The organism is Undibacterium sp. RuTC16W (genome assembly GCF_049339445.1).
In the GTDB taxonomy this organism is placed as follows: Bacteria; Pseudomonadota; Gammaproteobacteria; order Burkholderiales; family Burkholderiaceae_D; genus Undibacterium.
The window spans coordinates 72,865-95,606 of the sequence record NZ_JBMPPE010000005.1 but is presented as its reverse complement, the minus strand read 5'-3'; the positions used below and the strand labels follow the sequence as shown (position 1 = coordinate 95,606).

Below are 22,742 nucleotides of genomic sequence, written 5' to 3'. Positions count from 1 at the left end.
TGAATTGGATTAAATGGATTGACTAAGATCAAGCATAGTCGAATCTCTTGCTCAATGCAGCTACTCCGCAATTGAGCCGATCAGCAACAAGCAAGAATTGAATTATTTTTTGCTTTGCGCAATCAGATCGAGGACCGCGCAGGAAGAGAGTTCCGCCGTATCGCGCAAGAGCGTGTGATGCATATCCGTGAAGCGTTGCTTGAGCCGATCACACAAGCTGACGTCATTCAATTGCGTCCATAGTGCATCAGCTAAGGCTTCGGGGGTCGCTGCACTTTGCAAAAATTCTGGCACGACAAAGTCCCGCTCAAGAATATTTGGCAACCCTATCCATGGCTGGTAACCCATATGGCGCAATATTTGCCATGAAGCCTCCATCATTTTGTAGGCGATGACCATGGGCTTTTTAAATAATGCAACCTCCAGCGAGGCTGTACCGGAGGCGACCAAAACTGCATCAGCAGCAGCAATCGCCACATGCGATTTACCATCAATCAGCAAAACCGGCACGCCCTCAAGTTTGGCCTGCACTACCAATTTGATGTAATAACTACGCTGTTTCGAGCCGGCCATTGGCACGACAATCTGCAATTGCGGATCGCGCTCACAAAGAATTTTTGCAGCCGAGATGAACGCAGCAGTATTGTATTTGATTTCCGACATACGACTGCCCGGCAAGATTGTGACTATCCTTGCGTCATGAGGAAAACCCAGTTCATCACGTGCCGCAGCGACATCAATATCCAAAGGAATTACTTGCGCAAGCGGATGGCCGACATAGGTTGCAGGAATCCCGGCATCGCGATAAATCTGCTCCTCGAAGGGGAATACGACCAGCATGTGGGAAACTGCTTCAGCAATTTTTTTAATCCGCGCACCACGCCATGCCCAGATTGAAGGGCTAATGTAATGCATGGTCGGAATACCCGCCTGCTTTAACTGGATTTCTAAGTCGAGATTGAAGTCTGGGGCATCTACACCAATGAAAATATCCGGCTTTTCAATCAGAAGTTGCTCACGTAATTGCTTGCGTATGCCGCTGATTTCGCGGTAATGCGCCAAGACCTCGAACAAGCCTCGCACGGACAGCTTATCCATGGGCCAGTCATTCACAAAGCCAAATTCTGCCATCCGCGGGCCACCAATCCCGTGCATCAAAGCATCAGGTATTTTTGGTCGTAAGCCAGATAGCATGCGGTTAGCCAGCATATCACCGGAAGTTTCTCCGGCAACCATGGCGATGACAGGGCGAGTAGACACGTGCTGAATTTAGCGGACAATGCCGCGTGTAGAGGCATCAAGAAAGTCGCGCATTGATTTGACCTGCACGGCAACCTCATCGACCATGCCCACTTGTTGCTGCTCAAGAGCGGATTTTGCTTCTTCGAGTGTCAAACCTGATTTATAAATTAATTTGTAGGACTGACGAATCGCATTGAGCTGCTCACGGTTAAAACCTCGACGTTTCAAGCCTTCCAGATTAACGCCATGCGCTTGTGCCGGATTACCGGAGAGCAGTACGAACGGCGGCACATCCTGGGTCAGGCTGGTATTCATGCCAACGAAGGCATGGGCACCAATTTTACAAAACTGATGTACGGCAGAAAAACCGCTCATGATGACCCAGTCGCCCACCTCAACATGACCAGCTAAAGCGGCATTATTTGAAAAAATCGTATGATTACCAACGGTACAATCATGGGCGATGTGGACATAGGCAAGGAACCAGTTGTCACTGCCAACCCGCGTAATCGCCCTGTCCTGTACCGTGCCGCAATTAAAAGTACAAAACTCACGGATCAGGTTTCTGTCGCCAATTTCAAGGTAAGTGACCTCTCCCGCATATTTCTTATCCTGAGGCGGTCCGCCGATCGAAGAGTACGCATGAAAATGATTATCTTTGCCTATCGTCGTATGACCATCAATGACAACATGCGGCCCTATCCTGGTGCCAGAATCAATGCGGACATGTGGCCCGATAATAGAATAAGCACCAACCTCAACTGTACTGTCGAGTTGAGCCTTAGGATCAATCAGTGCGGTTGAATGGATAGACATTTTATGCCGCCGTTGTTGCGTCAGTTGCGGAACGCATCGTGCACATCAATTCACCTTCTACCGCCAATTGACCATCAACCGTCGCTTTCGCCTGGTACTTCCAGATGCCACGTGCAATACGCAGAATTTCTACTTCAATTTTCAACTGGTCACCCGGCTCAACCGGACGCTTGAAGCGCGCACCGTCAATACCCAGAAAATATACAATCGTGTTTTCATCCGGCTTTTGGTCCATCGTCAGGAAAGACAGAATCGCCGCAGTCTGCGCCATTGCCTCTATCATCAACACACCAGGCATGACCGGCTTGTTAGGAAAATGTCCGTTGAAGAACTCTTCATTCGCAGTCACGTTCTTGATTGCTGTAATGCGTTTGCCGCTTTCCCAATCCAAAACGCGATCAACTAACAACATAGGATAACGATGCGGGAGGTACTGTTTAATCTGATTAATATCGAGGGTATTCATGATGACTTCTCTGTGAGCGTTTTAATTATTTTTTCTAATTGTCGAATTTTTTCGCGCATGCTGCTTAAATTACGCACGATGGATGCTGTTTTTTCCCAATCCGCATTTTTTGCCAACGGATAAAAACCTGTGTACTGACCAGGCTCTAAAATCGAACGGGTGACCAGGCTGCCGGAAGAGATATGGACATTATCAACAATATTCAAATGCCCTAATACCATCGCCGCGCCCCCAAACGTGCAATTCTTGCCTATCCGGGCACTCCCTGCAACGCCGACGCAGCCTGCCATGGCAGTATGCGCGCCGATATGGCAATTGTGACCGATCTGAATCTGATTATCGAGCTTTACACCATCTTCGATAACCGTATCTGCCAGGGCGCCGCGATCAATACTTGTATTGGCACCGATTTCCACATCATTGCCAATCAGAACCCGCCCCGTCTGCGGGATTTTGATCCAGTTACCACGTTCATTCGCAAAACCAAATCCATCCGCACCGATCACTGCGCCTGAATGGACGATGGCGCGCAACCCGATACTACAATAATCGTAAATAGTGACATTAGGATGAATCAGGCTGTGCGCATCAACACTGGCACCCCGACCGATAAAGCAACCTGCACCGATCACGGCATGCGCCCCGATTACGGCCTCTGCTTCAATAGTCGCATGAGAACCAATCGAGGCTGTCGGATCAACGTGAGCATGCGGACTAACTGATGCATTAGGATGAATGCCGGTCTCAGGAGGAATCGCATGCAAGCTGGCGAAATATTGCGCTACTCGGGCGAATTGGACATAAGGATTATCCACGATGACGAATGCGCCAGAATACGAGTCTGCCAGACCAGTATGATCTTGAGCAGACACAATCAGTGCGGCAGCTTTAGATAAAGCAACCTGTCCACGTAATTTTGAATTGGAGAGAAAACTGAGCTGATCTGAGCCAGCATCGCTAAGAGGGGCAATGCCTGTGACACAAAGATCGGGGGAACCAATTAATTGACCACCGAAGCGATCGACCAATTCCCCCAGCCGAATGCTAATGGTGGTCATTATTTATTTAGATAAGGCTTTGAGTACCTTGTCTGTGATGTCAACGCGTGGATTGAAGTACACGGCATCTTGTAAAACGATATCGTATTTTTCTGCTTCAGCGATTTGCTTGACCGCTTTCACGGCACGATCGACCAGTGCAGCAATTTCTTCATTTTTACGCTGATTCAAGTCTTCGTTGAAGATGCGCTGCTTACGCTTGAAATCCTGATCCAGATCAGCTAGTTCACGTTGACGTTTGATGCGATCAGCTTCAGAAATCACTGGCGCATCTTTTTCTAATTTTTCGGCCAAAGTTTTGATTTTATTACCAAAATCATCTAGTTCTTTGCCACGCTTAGAAAATTCCAGCTTGATTTTCTCTTCTGCTGCTTTAGCAGGACCCGATTCGCGCATGACCCGTTGCGAATCAAAAATGGCGACCTTCGAATCCTGTGCATGAACTTGAGCAACGCTGACAAAACAAGCCGCACAAACCATCAGGCGTTGCAACAATTTGGACGGGGTAGTAAGTTGACTCAAAATATTCTCCGAAAAACAAACTAAAACAATTTAGAACAGATACAGAAAAGCAAACATTACACTTAGAAACCAGTACCTAACTGGAATTGGAAACCCTGCTTCTTGTCATCAGGTTTCGCATTCAGCGCGCGGCCAATACTCAATTTTAACGGACCTACCGGAGAAATCCAGCTAATTCCCATACCTGCAGAGTATCTCAGATCACTGATACGTATTTTTTGACCTTCATCAAAAACATTGCCGCCGTCAATAAAAGTAAACCATCTCAGAGACTTATCTGCACCAGGAAATGGCAATTGTAATTCGATATTACCGATTAACCTAGTTGCGCCCCCCAAAGAATCGCCATTGGGATCCTTACTACCCAAAGATGAAGGTTCGTAGCCGCGCACCGAACCGATACCACCCGCGTAGAAGTTTTTAAATAACGGGTAAGGTTTGCCGCCAAGTCCGTGTCCATAATCAAACTCACCATTCATTGCCAGGACGATGGAACGATAAACAGGTTTAAAGTATTGCTGATTATAAATTGCACGATAATATTTAAAGTTACCGACTGCAGCCAACTCAATATTAGCTCGTTTGTATTCACCGATTGAAGGTGTAATTGCACTATCACGGCTATCTCTTTGCCATGCAGCAGTTAACGGAAACGAGTTAGTTACGGCATTACCAATGCCATACAAGGCAGAAGTTCTGTCTTTAACACCATCGCCGTAGTCTGCAACATATTGCAAATAGCGGCTCGGACTACCGATATACGTCTGAACATTCGTACGCTCAAATCCCAGACCAAAGAATACAGTATCAATTTCTGAGAAAGGAACACCGAAACGAAGGTTGCCGCCTGTAGTCTGAATCTTGTAGTCACCATAGCTACCAATAATCGGACGTGTCGTACGCAAATACAAGTCAAAACTACGACTCACGCCATCATCGGTAAAGTAAGGATCCGTATGCGACACCGCAATCGTACGATTCTGTCGGCTAGTGTTGATATCTAAGCCAATCGTATCACCACTACCAAACGCATTTGCCTGCTGAATGGAACCGGTTAAAGTCAATTTTTCAGCATTGGAATAGCCTGCGCCCAGCAAAATATTACCGGTAGGTTTTTCAGTAATCGTCAGATTCACGTCGACCTGATCAACACTGGTTGGCACTTCTGGCGTCTCAAGATTGACGTCCTTAAAATAACCCAGATGATCTACGCGATCACGGGAAATTTTAATTTTTTCACCGTCATACCAGGACCCTTCAAATTGACGGAACTCACGGCGAATCACTTCGTCTCTAGTCCGCGTATTACCGGCCAGATTGATGCGACGAACATAGACGCGCTTACCAGGATCTACAAAGATAGTGAAGGCAACTTCCTTCTTTTCTTTGTCCAGCAAAGGATTGGCATTAACGTTCGCAAACGCGTAACCGAAATTGCCCATACGTTCAGAAATACGTTTAGTACTTTCCGTCAGGCGCGCCGCGTTGTAAATATCGTTTTTCTTTAGCAGTAATAAGGATTTCAGCTCTTCTTCACGACCCAAGGTTTCACCTTCGAGTTTGATATCCGATACCGTATATTTATCACCTTCGATAATATTGATCGTGATGTAAATATCTTTTTTATCCGGAGTAATGGAAATCTGCGTTGATTCAATTTGCATTTCCAGGTAACCACGATTTTGATAAAAAGACCGTAAGGTCTCAATATCACCGGATAATTTTTGCTTTGAGTACTGATCAGCTTTGGTGTACCAGCTAAACCAGCCAGGTGTGGTTAAGGCAAGCAATTCCCGTAATTCGCTATCCGAAAACGCTTTATTGCCGATCAGGTTGATCTGCGCAATACGGGCAATATCACCCTCTTCCACTGCGAATGTCACATTGACGCGATTGCGCTCAATCGGCGTGATCGTGGTCGTTATTTTGACGCCGTATAAGCCTTTTGACAGATATTGACGTTTAAGCTCTTGCTCCGCACGGTCAACCGTCGCTTTATCAAAGATCTTTGCTTCGCCAACGCCAATATCTTTCAACGCCTTGATCAGAGCATCTTTTTCAAATTCTTTGGTACCGGTGAAATCAACACTGGCGATAGATGGCCGCTCTTCGAGCAAAACAACCAACACACCGTTTTGCGCTTCAATTTGTACATCCTTGAAAAAACCAGTCGCATACAAAGATTTGATCGCAGTCACACTTTTCGCATCATCAAATACTTCACCCACGCGAACAGGCAAGTAGGTAAAAACGGTTCCGGCTTCCGTTCTTTGTATCCCCTCAACACGGATATCTTTCACTGTAAATGGCTCAATTGCCATTGCACTTCCTGAACACAGGGCCAAAGCAGCTAGTGCCAATACATGGCGTCGTAAAGTAGGCAAAGAATTTGACAAAGTAAGGTGCTCGATATGTAATTTCATTGGGTGTTATTTAATCTTAAATTTCTACCGGAAAGATCGGCAACCAGCAGCGTAATTTGCTTTAACTGCGCATTATGACATTAGTCTTGTAATGTCATTAAAAAAAGCCACCGCCATCAAGGCCATCAACAAGGCCACGCCTGCACGCTGTGCTATCTCACCGAAGCGTTCTGATACAGGTTTCCCTGTCAAAACTTCCAGCGAATAATACAACAAATGTCCCCCATCCAACACAGGTATAGGGAGCAAATTCATTACGCCAAGACTGATACTAATTAATGCAATAAAACTTAAGTAGCTGACTACACCGCTACGAGAGGTCTGCCCTGCATAATCCGCGATGGTGATTGGCCCTGTAATATTCTTTAAAGAAACATCCCCAGTCAACATTTTCCCCAGCATTTTAAAAGTCAGCATGCTGGTGTCCCAGGTTTTTTTACTCCCTTTTACAATCGCCTCAGCAATACTGCTATCCACCTGCACCATCTCTGGCGACAGCATCATCTGAACTTTGACGCGTCCTATCAGCCTGCCGTTCACTGTTTCTGCCTCTGGTGTGACACCGAGTTCAAAAATTCGTTCACCGCGCTTCACCAGAAGCTGAAGACGCTTATTCGCGGCAGCATTCACGATCTCTGTAAATTCCAGTCCGTCCAATAAGGGTTTACCGTCAATCTCCAGAATCTGATCCTGCACCTGCAATCCAGCACGCATGGCCGGACCATCGGCGACCACTACATTTAAAATAGCCGCAGGCCGTGCGACCGAAAATCCGAGTTTGCCTAAAAAATCCCCTTCGAGATCCTTATTACTTAGCTGCGACAGCGGTAACTCAAATACTCGTTTATCTACCAGCACGCCCTTATCAGCACTCTCTCTATTAATACCAATATGGGCATTCGTTTTTTCCAAGCCTAATTGCAATAACTTCCAGCGCAACTCCGAGTACGTCTGTATCGCCTCACCATTCACACTAACGACAATGTCGCCATGACGTAGGCCTGCCGTATATGCTTGAGACTGAATTGACGGAACCCGGATTTTACTGATGGGCTCAGATACGCCGTAAACATAAAGTCCCGAAAAAAGTAATACTGCCAACAAGAAATTGGCAACCGGACCGGCAGCAACGATAGCGATCCGCTTCCAGACAGATTGACGACAAAACTCTCTCTTCAACTCCTGTTCAGATAAAGAACTAATGTCCTGATCTCTGGCATCTAGCATTTTGACGTAGCCGCCCAGAGGCAAAATAGAGATTGCCCATTCTGTTTGATCAGCGCCCAGCCGTCTGGAGTAAATCACCCTGCCCATACCGACAGAGAACCGCAGCACTTTCACTCCGCACAAACGGGCGACTGCATAGTGACCAAACTCGTGAATAATGACGAGCAGACCCAAAGCAAAACCAAACGCCAGCAAAGTCTGCAAGAAGCTAGGTAACTGACTCATGATGCGATCAGGGAGGAAGTCACTCTGCGCGTCACCCTATCGCACTCAAGGATGCTGCCAATATCATCTGCGACAGACAGCGCAATCTTATCCATAACACGAGCAATAATCTGGTCAATCATTCTGAAGCCGATTTTGCCATCCAAAAACGCCTGCACAGCAATTTCATTACTCGCATTCAAAATAATCGACGCGGTCTGCCCTGCCCTCAAAGCTGCGTAGGCCAGAGCAAGACAAGGGAAGCGAGAAAAATCCGGCGCTTCAAAATTCAATTTCGCAATTTTGACCAGATCCAGTGGTGCCACACCTGAATTAATCCGCTCTGGATAAGCCAGTCCATAGGCAATCGGCGTGCGCATATCAGGATTGCCAAGCTGCGCAAGTACCGAGCCATCCTCATACGACACCATGGAGTGAATCACACTTTGCGGATGAATCAGAACATCGATCTGATCGGCTGGCGTTGCGAATAGCCAATGCGCTTCGATGACTTCCAAACCCTTGTTCATCATCGTTGCAGAATCGATGGAAATTTTCCTGCCCATAACCCAGTTTGGATGAGCAACGGCCTCATCCGGCGTCACATCCGACAAAGATTCAAGGCTGCGATTCAGAAATGGTCCACCGGATGCGGTGAGTATCACTTTACTGATGCCATGAGCTTGTGCCTGCCTGTCATAGTTGAAGGGCAAACATTGAAAAATCGCATTGTGTTCGCTATCAATCGGCAACAACACCGCACCGCTTTCCGTAACGGCGTTAATAAAGAGCTGACCAGACATGACCAGCGCCTCTTTATTAGCAAGCAAGACCTTTTTACCCGCCTTGGCCGCTGCCAGTGACGCAGGTAAACCTGCTGCACCGACAATGGCCGCCATTACTGTATCGCAGTCGCTGGCAGATGCAACATCACATAAGGCTTGCGGACCGTACAGGACTTGGGTCGTCAACTTTTTTTCTTTAAGCAAACCCTGCAATTCTGCTGCTGCCGCTACCGAACCGACTACTGCCACCTGAGGCCTGAATTGCTCACACTGCTGTGCGAGCTTTATCACCCGACTATGCGCAGTCAGTGCAAAAACCTGATAACGATCCGGATGCCGCGCAATGACGTCTAAAGTAGAAACCCCGATCGAGCCGGTAGAGCCAAGAACACAAATAGTCTGTACGGATGACATTATCTGAACCAAATATTGAACAAGGCAGCGAGTGGCAACACAGGAATAAGCGCATCAATACGATCTAGTACGCCACCATGACCCGGCAATAAAGCACTGCTATCCTTCATGCCGGCACGACGCTTTAATGAGGACTCAAATAAATCCCCGACCACACTGCCTGCAGTCAACACTGTCATTATTCCGGCGAAACCAGCCCAGCCGAAAGCGGCAAAAATCCTTACCGGCAAGGAGTCGTTCAGCCATGACACCTGAGTTGCGGCAAATCCTATCAGGAGTACTGCAATCCAGCCGCCGATTGCGCCCTCCCAGGATTTACCAGGTGAAATGCCTGGTGCCAGCTTATGCTTACCAAATGCCTTGCCAGAAAAATAGGCACCGATATCTGCCACCCAGACAATCGCCATAGCAGACAGCAAAAATAGAGGTGAATGATTAAATAAACTGATAATCGCAATAAAACAAGCAAAAATAGAGGCACTGTACATCCCGCTAACCAGAGCATTACCAAGCTTATTATCTGGCGCAGGAAGGCCAAAAGCGAGCGACGGCACCAATTTAGCTATCCAGAATGCCGTGCATAGAGCGAACAGCATCAGCTCTGAAAATGCAACGCGGGTGATCAGTATGCCTGCGAATAAAATGGTCCAGATTCCCGCCAGTACGATGGGAGCAGGCTTGCCAAATAGACGGTGGTTTTCCCACATTGCTGCTGCAAAAAATAGTGTCACCACAATCGCGAATGCGACAAAATTTCCCAGATACAGGATGGGCAACAATACTGTCAATAGTAAAAGCGCCGTGATGACACGAGTTTTAAGCATGCATTTGCCTGTGGGCTATGACGATGTTTGTCCAGCCAATTGCGCACTGGTCCGGCCAAATCTACGTTCTCTTGTTTGATAGGAGGTGATCGCCGTATCCAGCGCTGAAGCATCAAAATCAGGCCAGTAGGTATCCGTGAAATACAGTTCGCTATATGCCAACTGCCAAAGTAAAAAATTCGATATCCTAGTTTCGCCGCCAGTACGGATGAATAAATCCGGCTCTGGTGCATAAGCCATTGATAAATACGGCGCCAGTTGATCTTCATCAATGGGACCGGCAAGCGGGGTCTCTGCCGTCATGCGATTAAACGCCTGCACTACATCCCAGCGACCGCCATAATTTGCGCAGATGGTCACAGTCAATCCTGAATTGCTTGCTGTTTTAGTCTCGGCGACTTGTATCATTTTTTGCAATTGTGCATCAAAACGACTGAGGTCACCGACAACCTTCAGACGAATATTATTCGCATGCATTTTTGCGACTTCTTTTTCCAATGCCGTGACAAATAAGCGCATCAGCAAAGAAACCTCATCGGCAGGGCGACGCCAATTTTCAGAGCTGAAAGCAAACAATGTCAGATAGTCAACTCCACGATTGATACATGCTTCAACAATACCTCTGACGGCTTCTACACCCTTCACATGGCCTGCCACACGCGGCAAAAAACGCTTAGTTGCCCAGCGACCGTTACCATCCATGATGATGGCGATGTGCTTAGGAACATTACTGATCGCTGGAATTTCTTTTGTAGAACTGTGATGAACCATGTATATCCAGAATGAAATAATTCTTATCCACATTACACCAAGATCATCAGTCTAATGTGGATCAGAGCAAGAAACTGCGAACCGATCTATACGGTTAACACTTCTTTTTCTTTTTCAGCAAGCAGTTTATCTACTTCACTGACGAATTTATCAGTCAATTTCTGTACATCATCTTGTGCACGACGCTCGTCATCTTCAGAGCAAGCTTTATCTTTCAAGAGCTTTTTCAGAGATTCGTTAGCATCGCGGCGAATATTACGGACAGCAATTTTCGCATCTTCACCTTCGGTCTTGACCAGCTTCACCATCTCTTTACGACGCTCTTCAGTCAAAGGCGGTGTTGGTACACGAATCATGTCGCCCTGAGTCGATGGGTTCAAGCCCAGATCTGCATCACGGATAGCCTTTTCAACTGCCGAGATCATTTTCTTTTCCCAAGGCTGCACACCAATCGTACGTGCATCGATTAAGGTGACATTAGCAACTTGGGTAATATGTGTCGCTGTACCATAGTAATCGACCTGAACATGATCGAGAATGCCCGTATGAGCGCGGCCAGTACGAACTTTGGACAAATCAGATTTCAGTGTCTCAATCGACTTCTGCATTCTCTGTTCAGTATTTTTCTTTACATCTGCAACGGTCATGCCGTCCTCCTCAACATCAAGCTATCAACTTAGCACCGCCAATGCGTCATGCTAAACAAGAAATTATACGTGTACCAGGGTACCTTCGTCTGCACCCAGAATAACGTTTTTCAACGCACCTGGCTTAACGATAGAAAATACTTTAATTGGCAATTTTTGATCGCGGCACAAAGCGAATGCGGTCGCATCCATCACCTGTAAATGACGAGAAATTGCCTCGTCAAAAGAAATCGTTGAATAACGCGTTGCCAAAGGATCTTTCTTTGGATCTGCGGTGTATACGCCGTCCACTTTAGTGGCTTTCAGGACGATTTCCGCACCAATTTCTGAACCACGCAAAGCTGCAGCCGTGTCTGTCGTAAAGAAAGGGTTGCCTGTACCTGCAGCAAACACGATTACTTTACCTTCTTCCAAATACTGCAAGGCTTTCGGGCGGACATAAGGTTCAACGACCTGATCAATTGCGATCGCAGACATGACACGGGAAGTCAGTCCGACCTGACGCATTGCATCAGATAATGCCAGCGCGTTCATGACTGTTGCCAGCATCCCCATATAGTCGGCAGTTGCCCTGTCCATGCCCTGCGCACCTGGTGCCACACCACGAAAAATATTACCGCCACCGATCACAATCGCCAGCTCGACACCCATGCGCGAAACTTCAGCGACGTCAGCGACCATGCGCTCTATTGTTGCGCGATTAATGCCGAAGGGATCATCTCCCATCAAGGCCTCACCAGAGAGTTTTAACAGGACACGTTTGTATGCTGGTTTAGTCACGTTCTGGACTCCTTCGGATGTGAGATCAATAAATAAAACTACTTACAAAAAATCTTGTCAGCGGTTTGCGCTAAACAATATTTTCTATTATTGGCGCATCGATAATGCCATTCCAATAATGCAATTCCTACAAGCCAAGACTTAAAAAAACGGGCCTTTCGGCCCGCTTTTTTGCTTACGCCTGTTTTGCTGCTGCGACCTGAGCGGCCACCTCTGCGGCGAAATCATCCTGCTTCTTCTCAATGCCTTCACCGACGACATACATCGTGAAAGATTTAACAGAAGCATTTGCTGCTTTTAACATCTGTTCGACAGTTTGCTTGTCGTTTTTAACAAATGTCTGATTCAACAAAGAAACTTCTTTCAGGAATTTTTGCACAGAACCGTCAACCATTTTAGCAACGATATCTACTGGCTTGCCAGATTCTGCTGCTTTTTGTGACGCTACAGAACGTTCTTTTTCGATCAGATCTGCAGGCACTTCGTCTGCGGACAAAGACACTGGCTTCATTGCAGCGATGTGCATTGCTACATCTTTACCAACCTGGTCATCGGCAGCATTGAAATCAACGACAACACCGATACGGGTACCGTGTAAATAGGCCGCCAGTTTTGATTCTGTATTAAAACGAACGAAACGGCGGATCGACATGTTTTCGCCGATTTTACCGATCAACGCAGCACGTACGGACTCAACTGTACCGCCTTCGAGTGGCAATGCTGACAACGCAGCAACGTCTGCCGGATTATGCTCAGCAATCAATCTTGCGCATGTATTGACCAAGGCGATGAAATCATCATTCTTTGTCACAAAATCTGTTTCGCAATTGACTTCAACCATTGCACCAACGTTGCCGATGATGTGTGTTGCTACTACGCCTTCTGCAGTAATACGTGATGCTGCTTTAGATGCTTTGCTACCCAACTTAACGCGCAGCAACTCTTCCGCACGATCCATATCACCTTCAGCTTCTGTCAGTGCTTTTTTGCATTCCATCATTGGTGCATCTGTCTTTGCACGCAATTCGCCTACCATCGCTGCTGTAATCGCCGCCATGTTTTTCTCCTAATTCAGTAGCACCAAATGGGCGCCGTCATCAAAATTTATTTAAAAAAAGGGGCGAACGACTGTTGCCCCCTTTTACTTACTTTACGCTTGTGAACTCAGCGAAGCACCCTGCAATTACGCCTGATCTTCTACTTCAACGAACTCATCAGAACTTGGCTTTACTGCCTCCAAGACTTCATTCACTGCATTCGCACGACCTTCCAAAATTGCATCGGCAACGCCACGGGCGTACAGAGCGATCGCTTTGGAGGAGTCATCATTACCAGGAATGACGTAAGTAACGCCTTCTGGGGAGTGATTAGTGTCAACCACGCCGATAACCGGGATACCCAATTTAGCAGCTTCAGTGATCGCACCCTTGTGATAACCAACGTCAACCACGAAAATTGCGTCAGGAATACCGCCCATATCCTTGATACCGCCGATTGCTTTTTGCAATTTAACGATTTCACGCTGGAACATCAGCGCTTCTTTTTTGCTCAACTTTTCTACAGAACCGTCTTCAACAGAAGCTTCCATGTCTTTCAGACGCTTGATCGATGTTTTAACAGTTTTGAAGTTAGTCAGCATACCGCCCAACCAGCGCTGATCAACATAAGGCATACCAGCGCGTTGCGCCTCAGCTGCCATGATGTCGCGAGCCTGACGCTTAGTACCGACCAGCAAAATAGTGCCGCGATTAGCGGACAATTGACGGATGTACTTCATCGCCTCTTGGTACATACCCAGAGTTTTTTCCAGGTTGACGATATGAATCTTGTTGCGGTGACCGAAGATGAACGGTGCCATTTTTGGATTCCAAAAACGGGTTTGGTGACCAAAATGGACGCCAGCTTCCAGCATTTCACGCATTGTTACAGACATAATAACTCCAGGGTTAGGTCTTGAATCCAGCCAGTGATCCGAAAAATTTCAGACACCCTTGTCGGACAGATTCGTGCATTAATTGATATAAATTTAATAATTTTGCTGCCATTAACTCAGAGCTCATCCAAGCTAACCATCTATTCTACTACGAAAATACGACTTGATTCAAGGGTCAAATGAACTCCCAGCAAGCAAGACTTGCCTCGTCTATAATTGAGTCCTATCAGAAATCACCTTATTTGGCTCAGCATGACATCTATTTCCATCAAAACCCCTGAAGACATCGCCGGAATGCGCATTGCAGGTCGCCTCGGTTCTGAGGTGCTCGACTACATCACACCTTTTGTGAAAGTCGGTGTTACTACGGGCGAACTCGACAGATTGTGTCATGAATACATGTTGAACGTACAAGGCTCCATTCCTGCCCCGCTGAATTATTGTCCTCCGGGCTACACCCCTTACCCTAAAGCCATCTGCACTTCAGTCAACGATGTCATTTGCCACGGCATCCCGGGCGATAAAGTATTGAAAAGCGGTGACGTAGTCAATCTCGATATTACCGTCATTAAAGATGGCTACCACGGCGACAATAGCCGTATGTTTTTGGTAGGAGAACCGTCAATCCTGGCAAAACGCCTTAACGAGATTACCTATGAATGTATGTGGCTTGGCATTTCCAAAGTCAAACCAGGCAATCATCTCGGCGACATCGGCTTTATTATTCAGCAACACGCCGAAAAAGCCGGGTACAGCGTGGTGCGCGAATTCTGTGGTCACGGTATCGGCAAGGTCTTTCATGAAGAACCACAAGTATTGCACTATGGCCGCCCGGGCACACTAGAAGAACTGGTTCCAGGCATGATCTTCACGATTGAACCGATGATTAATGCCGGTCGTCGCGATATACGTGAAATGGGTGATGGCTGGACAATTAAAACCAAAGACCGCAGCTTATCAGCACAATGGGAACATACCGTTCTCGTTACTGAAACCGGTTATGAAGTTCTCACTTTATCCGCAGGTTCTCCGCCACCACCAGATTTTATCCTGGCAGCTCAGGCTCAAGCCACACCTGCATGATGACAGGCGCAACAGCAGTTGCCAGCATCTCCGCTCTTGAGTTCAAAGAAGAACTCAAAGCGGCTCAACAGGCAGTCATTGCCACTTTCAAAGAAAATCATAAAACCGAAGTCCTGTTGCGCGATTTGTGTCGTAACGTGGATCAGGTTTTAAGTAATATCTGGAAAAAATTCGCTTTCCCGACCACCACCTCACTGGTTGCAGTTGGCGGTTATGGTCGGGGGGAATTATTTCCCTACTCCGATGTAGATGTATTAATTCTGTTATCGGAACACCCAGACAAGCCCATGCGCGAAAAGCTGGAGCATCTGGTGCAAATCTTCTGGGATATCGGACTCGATATTGGTCACAGCATACGCACTGTCGATGAGTGCATGGAAGAAGCCAGAGCCGATGTCACGGTAAAAACCAGTTTATTGGAAGCACGCCTCATTACCGGAAGCCGAAAACTGTTCCGCGAGATGCAGGCCAACTACGCCGCGAATATGAATCCTCAGCATTTTTTTCAGGAAAAAATGCTGGAATTGCAGCAGCGTCATGCTAAGTACGAAGACACCGCTTATAGCCTTGAGCCCAATTGCAAAGAAAGCCCCGGTGGATTACGTGATCTACAGGTGATTTTATGGGTGGCAAAAGCGGCTAATCTCGGCAATTCCTGGCGAGAACTCGCTGAGCGCGGCTTGCTGACTGCGACTGAAGCACACCAATTAAAACGCAATGAACGCGCCTTTAAAGACATTCGCATCCGCCTGCATATCCACGCAGGCCGTCGCGAAGATCGTTTAATTTTTGACGTTCAGACAGCGATTGCTGAGACCTTCGGATTCAAGACCACAGAGTCACGCCGGGCGAGCGAACATTTGATGCAGCGCTATTACTGGGCTGCTAAAACGGTCACACAGTTAAATACAATACTGCTGCAAAATATTGAAGCAAATCTTTTTCCACAGCCCTCGGTCCCACGACCGATCAATGAGCGTTTCAGCGAAGTCAATGGCTTGATCGACATCGCCAAAGACGATACTTTCCAGACCTCGCCTTCGGCGATTATGGAAATCTTTTTATTGATGGCGCAGCATCCCGAGCTAAAAGGCATGACGGCACGCACCACGCGAGCGCTGTGGCATGCACGTTTCGCGATTGATGCAGGATTTCGTCACGATATTTTTAATCGTGCAATGTTTCTGCAGATTCTGCAATCACCGCAAGGCATTACTCACGCCCTGCGCCGCATGAACCAGATGAGTGTGTTGGGGCGCTATTTACCCAACTTCCGCCGCATCATCGGGCAGATGCAACATGATCTGTTTCACGCCTATACAGTCGATCAGCACATACTGATGGTAGTCCGCAACCTGCGTCGCTTTACGATGACGGAACATGCGCACGAATATCCGTTTTGCAGTCAGTTGATGGCGAATTTCAATCAGCACTGGATCCTGTATATCGCCGCCTTGTTTCACGATATTGCGAAAGGACGAGGTGGTGACCACTCCGTTTTAGGGATGAGCGATGCCAGGAAGTTTTGCTTCGATCACGGCATCTCCAAAACCAATTCGGAGTTGATTATTTTCCTTGTTCAACATCACTTAACGATGTCGCAAGTCGCACAAAAACAAGATTTGTCCGACCCGGATGTAGTACAGGCATTCGCCGAACTGGTCAAAGATGAACGCCATCTGACAGCCCTGTATTTACTAACAGTATCCGATATCCGCGGCACCAGTCCGAAAGTCTGGAATGCGTGGAAAGGCAAGTTACTCGAAGACTTATATCGCATCACTTTACGCGTGCTAGGTGGCGAAGCGCCGTCCAAAGACAGGGAACTGAAAAATCGCCAAGAAGATGCGTTAAAAGCCTTGCGCCTGTATGGCTTGCCATCGGATGCGCACGAAGCGCTTTGGCAGCAGCTCGATATGGCCTATTTTTTACGGCATGATGCATCCGATATTGCATGGCAAACCAGATCGCTGCATGACAAGATTCAAAGTCCCGCGCCGGTGGTGAAATGCCGGCTATCGCCAATCGGCGAAGGCTTGCAAGTCACGGTATATGTGCCGGATCAGGCCGATTTGTTTGCACGGATTTGTAATTACTTCGACAGCAAGAATTTTGGCATTCTCGACGCAAAAATTCACACTACTAAAGGCGGATACGCACTCGATACCTTCCTGGTGATTGAGCCTGCTTTTGCCAATAACTATCGCGACATCATCACGCTGATTGAGCATGAACTTGCTGCGGTATTGACACAACAGACGCCGCTCTCGCCACCGAATCGCGGACGCGTATCGCGCATGTCGCGCACCTTCCCTATCGTACCCAGCGTCGATTTGCGTCCCGATGAAAAAGGCCGTTACTTTTTGCTCTCAATTTCAGCTAATGATCGCAACGGCCTGCTTTACACAATCGCCACGGTTTTGACCAAATATAAGATCAATTTATATACGGCTAAAATCATGACGCTGGGTGAACGGGTTGAAGACGTTTTTCTGGTCGACGGCGCGGTGCTGCAAAGTGCAAAAAATCAGTTGCAATTTGAGGCTGAGCTATTGGATGCATTACGAATTTAAATGCTGTTTTTAAATGTCATTTATTTGAAAATACTGTGTATTTTTTGGCATGGATTATTTTGTTTTTTTATTTTATTTGATTTGATTTGATTGATTGTTTTTATGACTGAACTGGTACGACTCTCGAAACGCATGTCTGAACTGGGCATCTGCTCCCGCCGCGAAGCTGATGAATGGATTGCCCGTGGCTGGGTCAGGGTCGATGGCAAGGTCGTGTCCGAACTCGGCAGCAAAGTTTTTCCCGAACAGAAAGTGTCGGTAGAACGTCAGGCGGCAGCAGAGCAATCAAAGCGCGTGACGATTCTGATCAACAAACCGGTCGGCTATGTCAGTGGCCAGGCCGAAGACGGCTATACACCGGCAGTTGCACTGATCAAAGCAGAAAATCGCTGGAGTGAATGCGCAGTAGATACGCAGTTTCACCCGACGCAACTGCGTAGCCTGGTGCCCGCCGGTCGCCTCGATATTGACTCTGTTGGCCTGCTGATCCTGACGCAGGATGGCCGGGTTGCCAAACACTTGATCGGTCAGGACACAGTCGTCGAAAAAGAATATCTGGTAAGGGTCGAGTACACCAAACCAGGCGTCTTGCCAGATGCCGAGTTGAGGCGGCTCAATTTTGGATTAACTCTCGATGGCAAAAAACTACTGCCGGCCAAAGTCACCTGGCAAAATGAAGATCAGCTCAAATTCATTTTGCGCGAAGGAAAAAAACGCCAGATTCGCCGCATGTGCGAGATGGTAGGCTTAAAAGTGATTGGATTAAAACGAGTGCGTATCGGCAAAGTCAGGTTAGGCAATTTACCGGAAGGACAATGGCGCTATCTGCGGGACGACGAGCAATTCTGATATATTCGTCTGAAGAACTGTACCGATACTCCCCTACTATTTTTAAAAAATCGCCTTAATCCTCACTGTTTTATTAGGCATCTTAAAAATACACTAGGGGAGTATATTAGTACATCGGAGTATGAGGATAAGTAGATTTGTCAGTGCGACGTCTGCATATTTTTTAAAAAGCTACTACCCTGTCAGTCATCGTCATCCGGATCCAATTCGGGGAATAAGACTTCCGTAAAGCCGAATTGACTGAGATCCTTGATACGCATCGGATACAGAATACCGTTCAGATGATCACACTCATGCTGTACCACGCGCGCATGAAATCCATCGACATCACGGCTGATACGATTGCCAAACTGATCAAATCCCTCATAGCGTAATTGACTCCAGCGCGGTACCAGACCACGCATACCAGGCACAGACAAGCAACCTTCCCACGCATCATCCGTATCGGCCGACAGTGGCGTCAAAACGGGATTCAGCAGCACCGTTTCCGGCACTTTGGGCGCATCTGGATAACGTGGATTGTCTTTAAAACCGAAGATCACCAGCTGCAAGTTGATTCCTATCTGCGGTGCGGCCAGACCTGCACCGTTCGCGGCAATCATCGTTTCAAACATATCCTTGATCAAAGCATCCAGCTCTGGCGTATTGAATTGCTTTACCTGCTCGGCAACCCGCAGTAATCGCGGGTCGCCCATTTTTAAAATCGGATGAATCATTTACTTGCTCCTGTATGGCGATTTCGCCAGCATTCATCTTATGCGGCCAGTGTCTGACAACAATATAGTCAACTCACCAGTATCTTACTGCATTACTACAATCAAATAAAAAGCCAAACGTCATCTCGACGTTTGGCTTTATCTATAGTCAGTCTGGCGATGCCAGATTGGCTTAGCGTTATACGTTTTTCAGCGAACGCAGATACTCCAGGAATTCATCCCGGGTTTCAGGATGCTTCATACCCAGGGCAACGCTGGCTTTCAGATAGCCAAGTTTAGAACCGCAATCGTAGCGCGTTGCCGCAGCGCGGTAGGCATATACCGGATAATCCTTGAGCATTGCAGCGATACCATCCGTCAATTGAATCTCGCCACCGGAACCTCTGCCCAGTTTTTCCAGATAGTTAAAAATGCGTCCAGACAATACATAGCGACCTACAACCGCCAGATTTGATGGTGCGACATCTGGCATTGGTTTTTCTACGATGCCATGCATTTTTTCTACGCGGTCCTTGTACGGAGTGCCGCTGACAATACCGTATTGACGGGTAAATTCACGTGGCACGTCCTGAACAGCAATTACACTACCGCCCTCTTCCTCGAATAGCTGCGTCATTTGCGTCATGACTGATGGATATCCCTCATCCGCATCCATCAGATCGTCTGCCAGCAACACAGCAAAAGGATCATCGCCAATCACCGGACGGGCGCATAACACGGCATGACCCAGACCTAGAGCGGCCTGCTGACGAATATAAATGCAGTTAATATTTTTCGGGATCACATTACGCACCAGATCGAGCAAAGCTTGTTTGCCCGCCGCTTCCAGTTCGCTTTCAAGCTCATAGGCTTTGTCAAAGTGATCTTCAATCGCACGTTTAGCACGCCCGGTAATGAATACCATCTCGGTGATACCCGCCTCGACGGCCTCTTCCACGGCGTATTGGATCAATGGCTTATCGACGATAGGCAACATCTCTTTTGGTTGCGCTTTGGTGGCAGGTAAAAACCGGCTACCTAAGCCAGCAACAGGGAATACCGCTTTTCTAATTTTTCTCATTTTTATTTCCTGGAACAAAGTTGAAGCAATTCTGCTTCGGTCAGTAAAGGAATACCCAATTCCTGCGCTTTCACTAGTTTACTACCTGCGTCATCACCTGCTACGACATAACTGGTTTTTTTCGATACAGAACCAGCTACTTTGCCACCTGCGCTTTCTATCATCGCACTTGCCTGATCGCGACTCAGACTTGGCAGAGTTCCCGTCAACACAAAAGTCGCTCCCAATAAATGTTGCGACCCGATCTCTTTCTGTTCAACGACTGGCCAATGTATGCCGGACGCCAGTAACTGCTGAACCAGCTCAACATTCAGCGGATCCGCGAAAAAAGCCAGAATCGACTTTGCCACCACCGGCCCCACATCGGATACTGCCAGCAACTGTTCTTCGGTCGCGGCAATCAGTGCATCCGCGTTGGCAAAAGTCGCTGCCAGATCTTTCGCCGTTGATTCACCGACATGGCGAATCCCCAGTGCATAAATAAAACGGGCAAAGCTCGTCTCTTTGGATACTTCCAGCGCGGCCAGAATATTTTGTGCCGACTTATCCGCCATCCTGTCGAGAGCAACTAAGGAAGTCAATCCCAGTTTATATAAGTCAGCCGCCGTCGTCACAACCTGTTTATCAACCAGCTGATCAATCAACTGTTCACCGACGCCATCAATATTCATCGCCTTGCGGGAGGCAAAGTGGAACAAGCCACCTTTTCTCTGAGCAACACATTTTATCCAGCCACCAGAGCATCTGGCAATGGCTTCGTCCTCCGGTTTAACAATTGTTGACCCACAGGCCGGGCATTCGGTCGGCATCAGGAATTCGCGGGCATCAGCCGGACGCTTCTCCAGGACGCTGGAAACCACCTCCGGAATGACATCGCCGGCCCGGCGTACTGAGACCGTATCACCGATGCGGATATCTTTACGACGCACCTCTTCTTCATTGTGCAAGGTCGCATTAGTCACCGTCACGCCACCGACAAACACGGGCGCCAGGCGTGCGACGGGCGTGATCGCTCCGGTGCGACCAACCTGTACTTCAATATCCAGCACGGTGGTTAAAGCCTCTTGTGCAGGAAACTTATGCGCAATCGCAAAACGTGGCGCGCGCGAGACAAAACCCAAGCTATCCTGTTGCGCAAACGAGTTGACCTTATACACCACACCATCAATATCGTAAGGCAAGGTGTCACGCTTGAGCTGGATCTGCTGATAGAACCCAATCAAGGCATCGACGCCACGCACAATCGCATGTTCATCACAAACGGGAATCCCCATCTGATCGTACCAGTTGAGCAAAGCACGATGCGACGAGGGCATCTCCGCCCCTTCCATCGAACCGATACCATACGCAAAGAAACGTAAACTTCGTTGCGCCGTAATTTTGGAATCAAGCTGGCGCAAGCTACCCGCCGCGGCGTTGCGTGGATTCGCAAATTCTTTCGCATCGGCGGCACGTTGACGTTGATTGAGTTTTTCAAAATCCTGTTTAAACATCAGGACTTCGCCACGCACATCTAATAGCTTAGGCGGATACTGCGTGGTCAAGCGCAAAGGGATGCTACGTATGGTCCGGATATTTTCCGTTACATCCTCCCCCGTAAAACCATCGCCACGAGTGGCTGCCTGCGTGAAAACACCATCGACATAACGCAAATTAATCGCCAGACCATCAAACTTCAGGTCAATGGCATACTCAACCGCCTGCGCCGTATCGAGTCCCTCGCTGACACGGCGATCAAACGCCACGATATCGTCATTTTCAAAACCATTATTCAGCGATAGCATCGGGGTCGCATGCTGGACCTGAGTAAATTCAGGCAGAGGAGTACCGCCGACGCGTAAAGTCGGCGAATCTGGCGTTTTCAATTCGGGATGTTCTTGCTCCAAGCTTTGTAAAGCCAGAAACAGCCTGTCGTACTCAGAATCCGGCACCGCAGGGGCGTCGAGTACGTAGTAGGCATGCGCATGACGGTTTAATTCATCGCGCAGCGCTGCTGCTTTGATCGTGAGATCGGCATGTTGTTGATGACTAGCGGATTGATTGGATGAGGCATCACCAAAGAAATCATTTTGCATTTTGCGGAGAAACTACTTTCATTAAACAGAGAAATTCTGCATTGTGCGTTGAATAAGGAAGCTTTGAATAGGAGGACTTTGAATAAGCCCGCACCCCAATGCATCACATCATTTTATTGCAAAATATTAAAACCTCGCACTAATGACTTATCGCTGCACCGGGTTCGCCAGACTGGCATGGTGCCGCATCTCGGCTACAGGACTTTCCAAGTTTTTGCAACCGACCCGCATACTGGATGCGGCCGTCAGAGGCATTTCGGGCTAGAAGGCGCAC

The 22,742-nt window shown here is 47.8% G+C and carries 20 protein-coding genes; 3 read left to right on the top strand and 17 right to left on the bottom strand.

Annotation, left to right across the window (positions count from 1 at the left end; genetic code table 11):
- Positions 1–102: 102 nt before the first annotated feature.
- The 14 genes from lpxB to rpsB form a co-directional block, all read right to left on the bottom strand.
- On the bottom strand, positions 103–1,269 hold the full coding sequence (gene lpxB, locus ACO0K4_RS11270) for a lipid-A-disaccharide synthase (RefSeq protein ID WP_422956954.1): 1,167 nt from the start codon (positions 1,267–1,269) through the stop codon (positions 103–105).
- Positions 1,270–2,058, bottom strand: coding sequence for an acyl-ACP--UDP-N-acetylglucosamine O-acyltransferase (gene lpxA, locus ACO0K4_RS11265; RefSeq protein ID WP_422956719.1), 789 nt, complete (start codon positions 2,056–2,058; stop codon positions 1,270–1,272).
- Position 2,059: 1 nt separating this feature from the next.
- Positions 2,060–2,524 (bottom strand): 3-hydroxyacyl-ACP dehydratase FabZ, encoded by a 465-nt coding sequence (fabZ, locus tag ACO0K4_RS11260; protein ID WP_422956718.1) that lies wholly within the window; start codon positions 2,522–2,524, stop codon positions 2,060–2,062.
- A complete protein-coding gene (gene lpxD, locus ACO0K4_RS11255; protein WP_422956953.1) occupies positions 2,521–3,573 on the bottom strand; it encodes a UDP-3-O-(3-hydroxymyristoyl)glucosamine N-acyltransferase in 1,053 nt (350 codons plus the stop codon). The genes fabZ and lpxD overlap by 4 nt, the downstream gene beginning before the upstream one ends.
- A gap of 12 nt (positions 3,574–3,585) precedes the next feature.
- A complete protein-coding gene (locus tag ACO0K4_RS11250) occupies positions 3,586–4,062 on the bottom strand; it encodes an OmpH family outer membrane protein (RefSeq protein ID WP_422956952.1) in 477 nt (158 codons plus the stop codon).
- Positions 4,063–4,166: 104 nt separating this feature from the next.
- A complete protein-coding gene (gene bamA, locus ACO0K4_RS11245; protein ID WP_422956717.1) occupies positions 4,167–6,527 on the bottom strand; it encodes an outer membrane protein assembly factor BamA in 2,361 nt (786 codons plus the stop codon).
- Between the two features lie 72 nt (positions 6,528–6,599).
- Entirely contained in the window at positions 6,600–7,979 is a 1,380-nt protein-coding gene (rseP, locus tag ACO0K4_RS11240) for an RIP metalloprotease RseP (protein ID WP_422956716.1), read from the bottom strand.
- Positions 7,976–9,157 carry a 1-deoxy-D-xylulose-5-phosphate reductoisomerase gene (gene ispC / locus ACO0K4_RS11235; protein WP_422956715.1) on the bottom strand — a complete coding sequence of 394 codons (1,182 nt, stop codon included), beginning with the start codon at positions 9,155–9,157 and terminating at the stop codon, positions 7,976–7,978. The genes rseP and ispC overlap by 4 nt, the downstream gene beginning before the upstream one ends.
- Positions 9,157–9,981: a phosphatidate cytidylyltransferase gene (locus ACO0K4_RS11230; RefSeq protein WP_422956714.1), complete on the bottom strand. Its 825-nt coding sequence runs from the start codon at positions 9,979–9,981 to the stop codon at positions 9,157–9,159. The genes ispC and ACO0K4_RS11230 overlap by 1 nt, the downstream gene beginning before the upstream one ends.
- A 15-nt stretch (positions 9,982–9,996) precedes the next feature.
- The gene (locus tag ACO0K4_RS11225) at positions 9,997–10,752 is read right to left on the bottom strand and encodes an isoprenyl transferase (RefSeq protein WP_422956713.1); all 756 of its coding nucleotides are present in this window, start codon (positions 10,750–10,752) and stop codon (positions 9,997–9,999) included.
- A gap of 86 nt (positions 10,753–10,838) precedes the next feature.
- Positions 10,839–11,399, bottom strand: coding sequence for a ribosome recycling factor (gene frr / locus ACO0K4_RS11220; protein WP_422956712.1), 561 nt, complete (start codon positions 11,397–11,399; stop codon positions 10,839–10,841).
- Positions 11,400–11,462: 63 nt separating this feature from the next.
- The gene (gene pyrH, locus ACO0K4_RS11215; protein WP_422956711.1) at positions 11,463–12,179 is read right to left on the bottom strand and encodes a UMP kinase; all 717 of its coding nucleotides are present in this window, start codon (positions 12,177–12,179) and stop codon (positions 11,463–11,465) included.
- A gap of 175 nt (positions 12,180–12,354) precedes the next feature.
- Positions 12,355–13,236: a translation elongation factor Ts gene (gene tsf / locus ACO0K4_RS11210; protein ID WP_422956710.1), complete on the bottom strand. Its 882-nt coding sequence runs from the start codon at positions 13,234–13,236 to the stop codon at positions 12,355–12,357.
- A gap of 126 nt (positions 13,237–13,362) precedes the next feature.
- On the bottom strand, positions 13,363–14,112 hold the full coding sequence (rpsB, locus tag ACO0K4_RS11205; RefSeq protein WP_422956709.1) for a 30S ribosomal protein S2: 750 nt from the start codon (positions 14,110–14,112) through the stop codon (positions 13,363–13,365).
- A gap of 252 nt (positions 14,113–14,364) precedes the next feature.
- Between rpsB and map the strand changes: the two genes are divergently transcribed.
- The 3 genes from map (at position 14,365) to ACO0K4_RS11190 (ending at position 18,617) form a co-directional block, all read left to right on the top strand.
- Complete coding sequence (gene map, locus ACO0K4_RS11200; protein WP_422956708.1) at positions 14,365–15,195, top strand: type I methionyl aminopeptidase; 831 nt, start codon at positions 14,365–14,367, stop codon at positions 15,193–15,195.
- Positions 15,192–17,768, top strand: coding sequence for a [protein-PII] uridylyltransferase (locus tag ACO0K4_RS11195; RefSeq protein WP_422956707.1), 2,577 nt, complete (start codon positions 15,192–15,194; stop codon positions 17,766–17,768). Before map ends, ACO0K4_RS11195 begins: the two co-directional genes overlap by 4 nt.
- Positions 17,769–17,870: 102 nt before the next feature.
- The gene (locus tag ACO0K4_RS11190; protein ID WP_422956706.1) at positions 17,871–18,617 is read left to right on the top strand and encodes a pseudouridine synthase; all 747 of its coding nucleotides are present in this window, start codon (positions 17,871–17,873) and stop codon (positions 18,615–18,617) included.
- Between the two features lie 182 nt (positions 18,618–18,799).
- On the opposite strand, the gene def is transcribed toward ACO0K4_RS11190, so the two are convergent.
- The 3 genes from def to ligA all read right to left on the bottom strand — a co-directional run bounded on the left by def (position 18,800) and on the right by ligA (position 22,468).
- Positions 18,800–19,333, bottom strand: a complete 534-nt coding sequence (def, locus tag ACO0K4_RS11185) for a peptide deformylase (RefSeq protein WP_422956705.1) — start codon at positions 19,331–19,333, stop codon at positions 18,800–18,802.
- A gap of 178 nt (positions 19,334–19,511) precedes the next feature.
- On the bottom strand, positions 19,512–20,393 hold the full coding sequence (gene galU / locus ACO0K4_RS11180; protein ID WP_422956704.1) for a UTP--glucose-1-phosphate uridylyltransferase GalU: 882 nt from the start codon (positions 20,391–20,393) through the stop codon (positions 19,512–19,514).
- 2 nt (positions 20,394–20,395) lie between these two features.
- Positions 20,396–22,468, bottom strand: a complete 2,073-nt coding sequence (gene ligA / locus ACO0K4_RS11175; protein ID WP_422956703.1) for an NAD-dependent DNA ligase LigA — start codon at positions 22,466–22,468, stop codon at positions 20,396–20,398.
- Between the last annotated feature and the right edge of the window lie 274 nt (positions 22,469–22,742).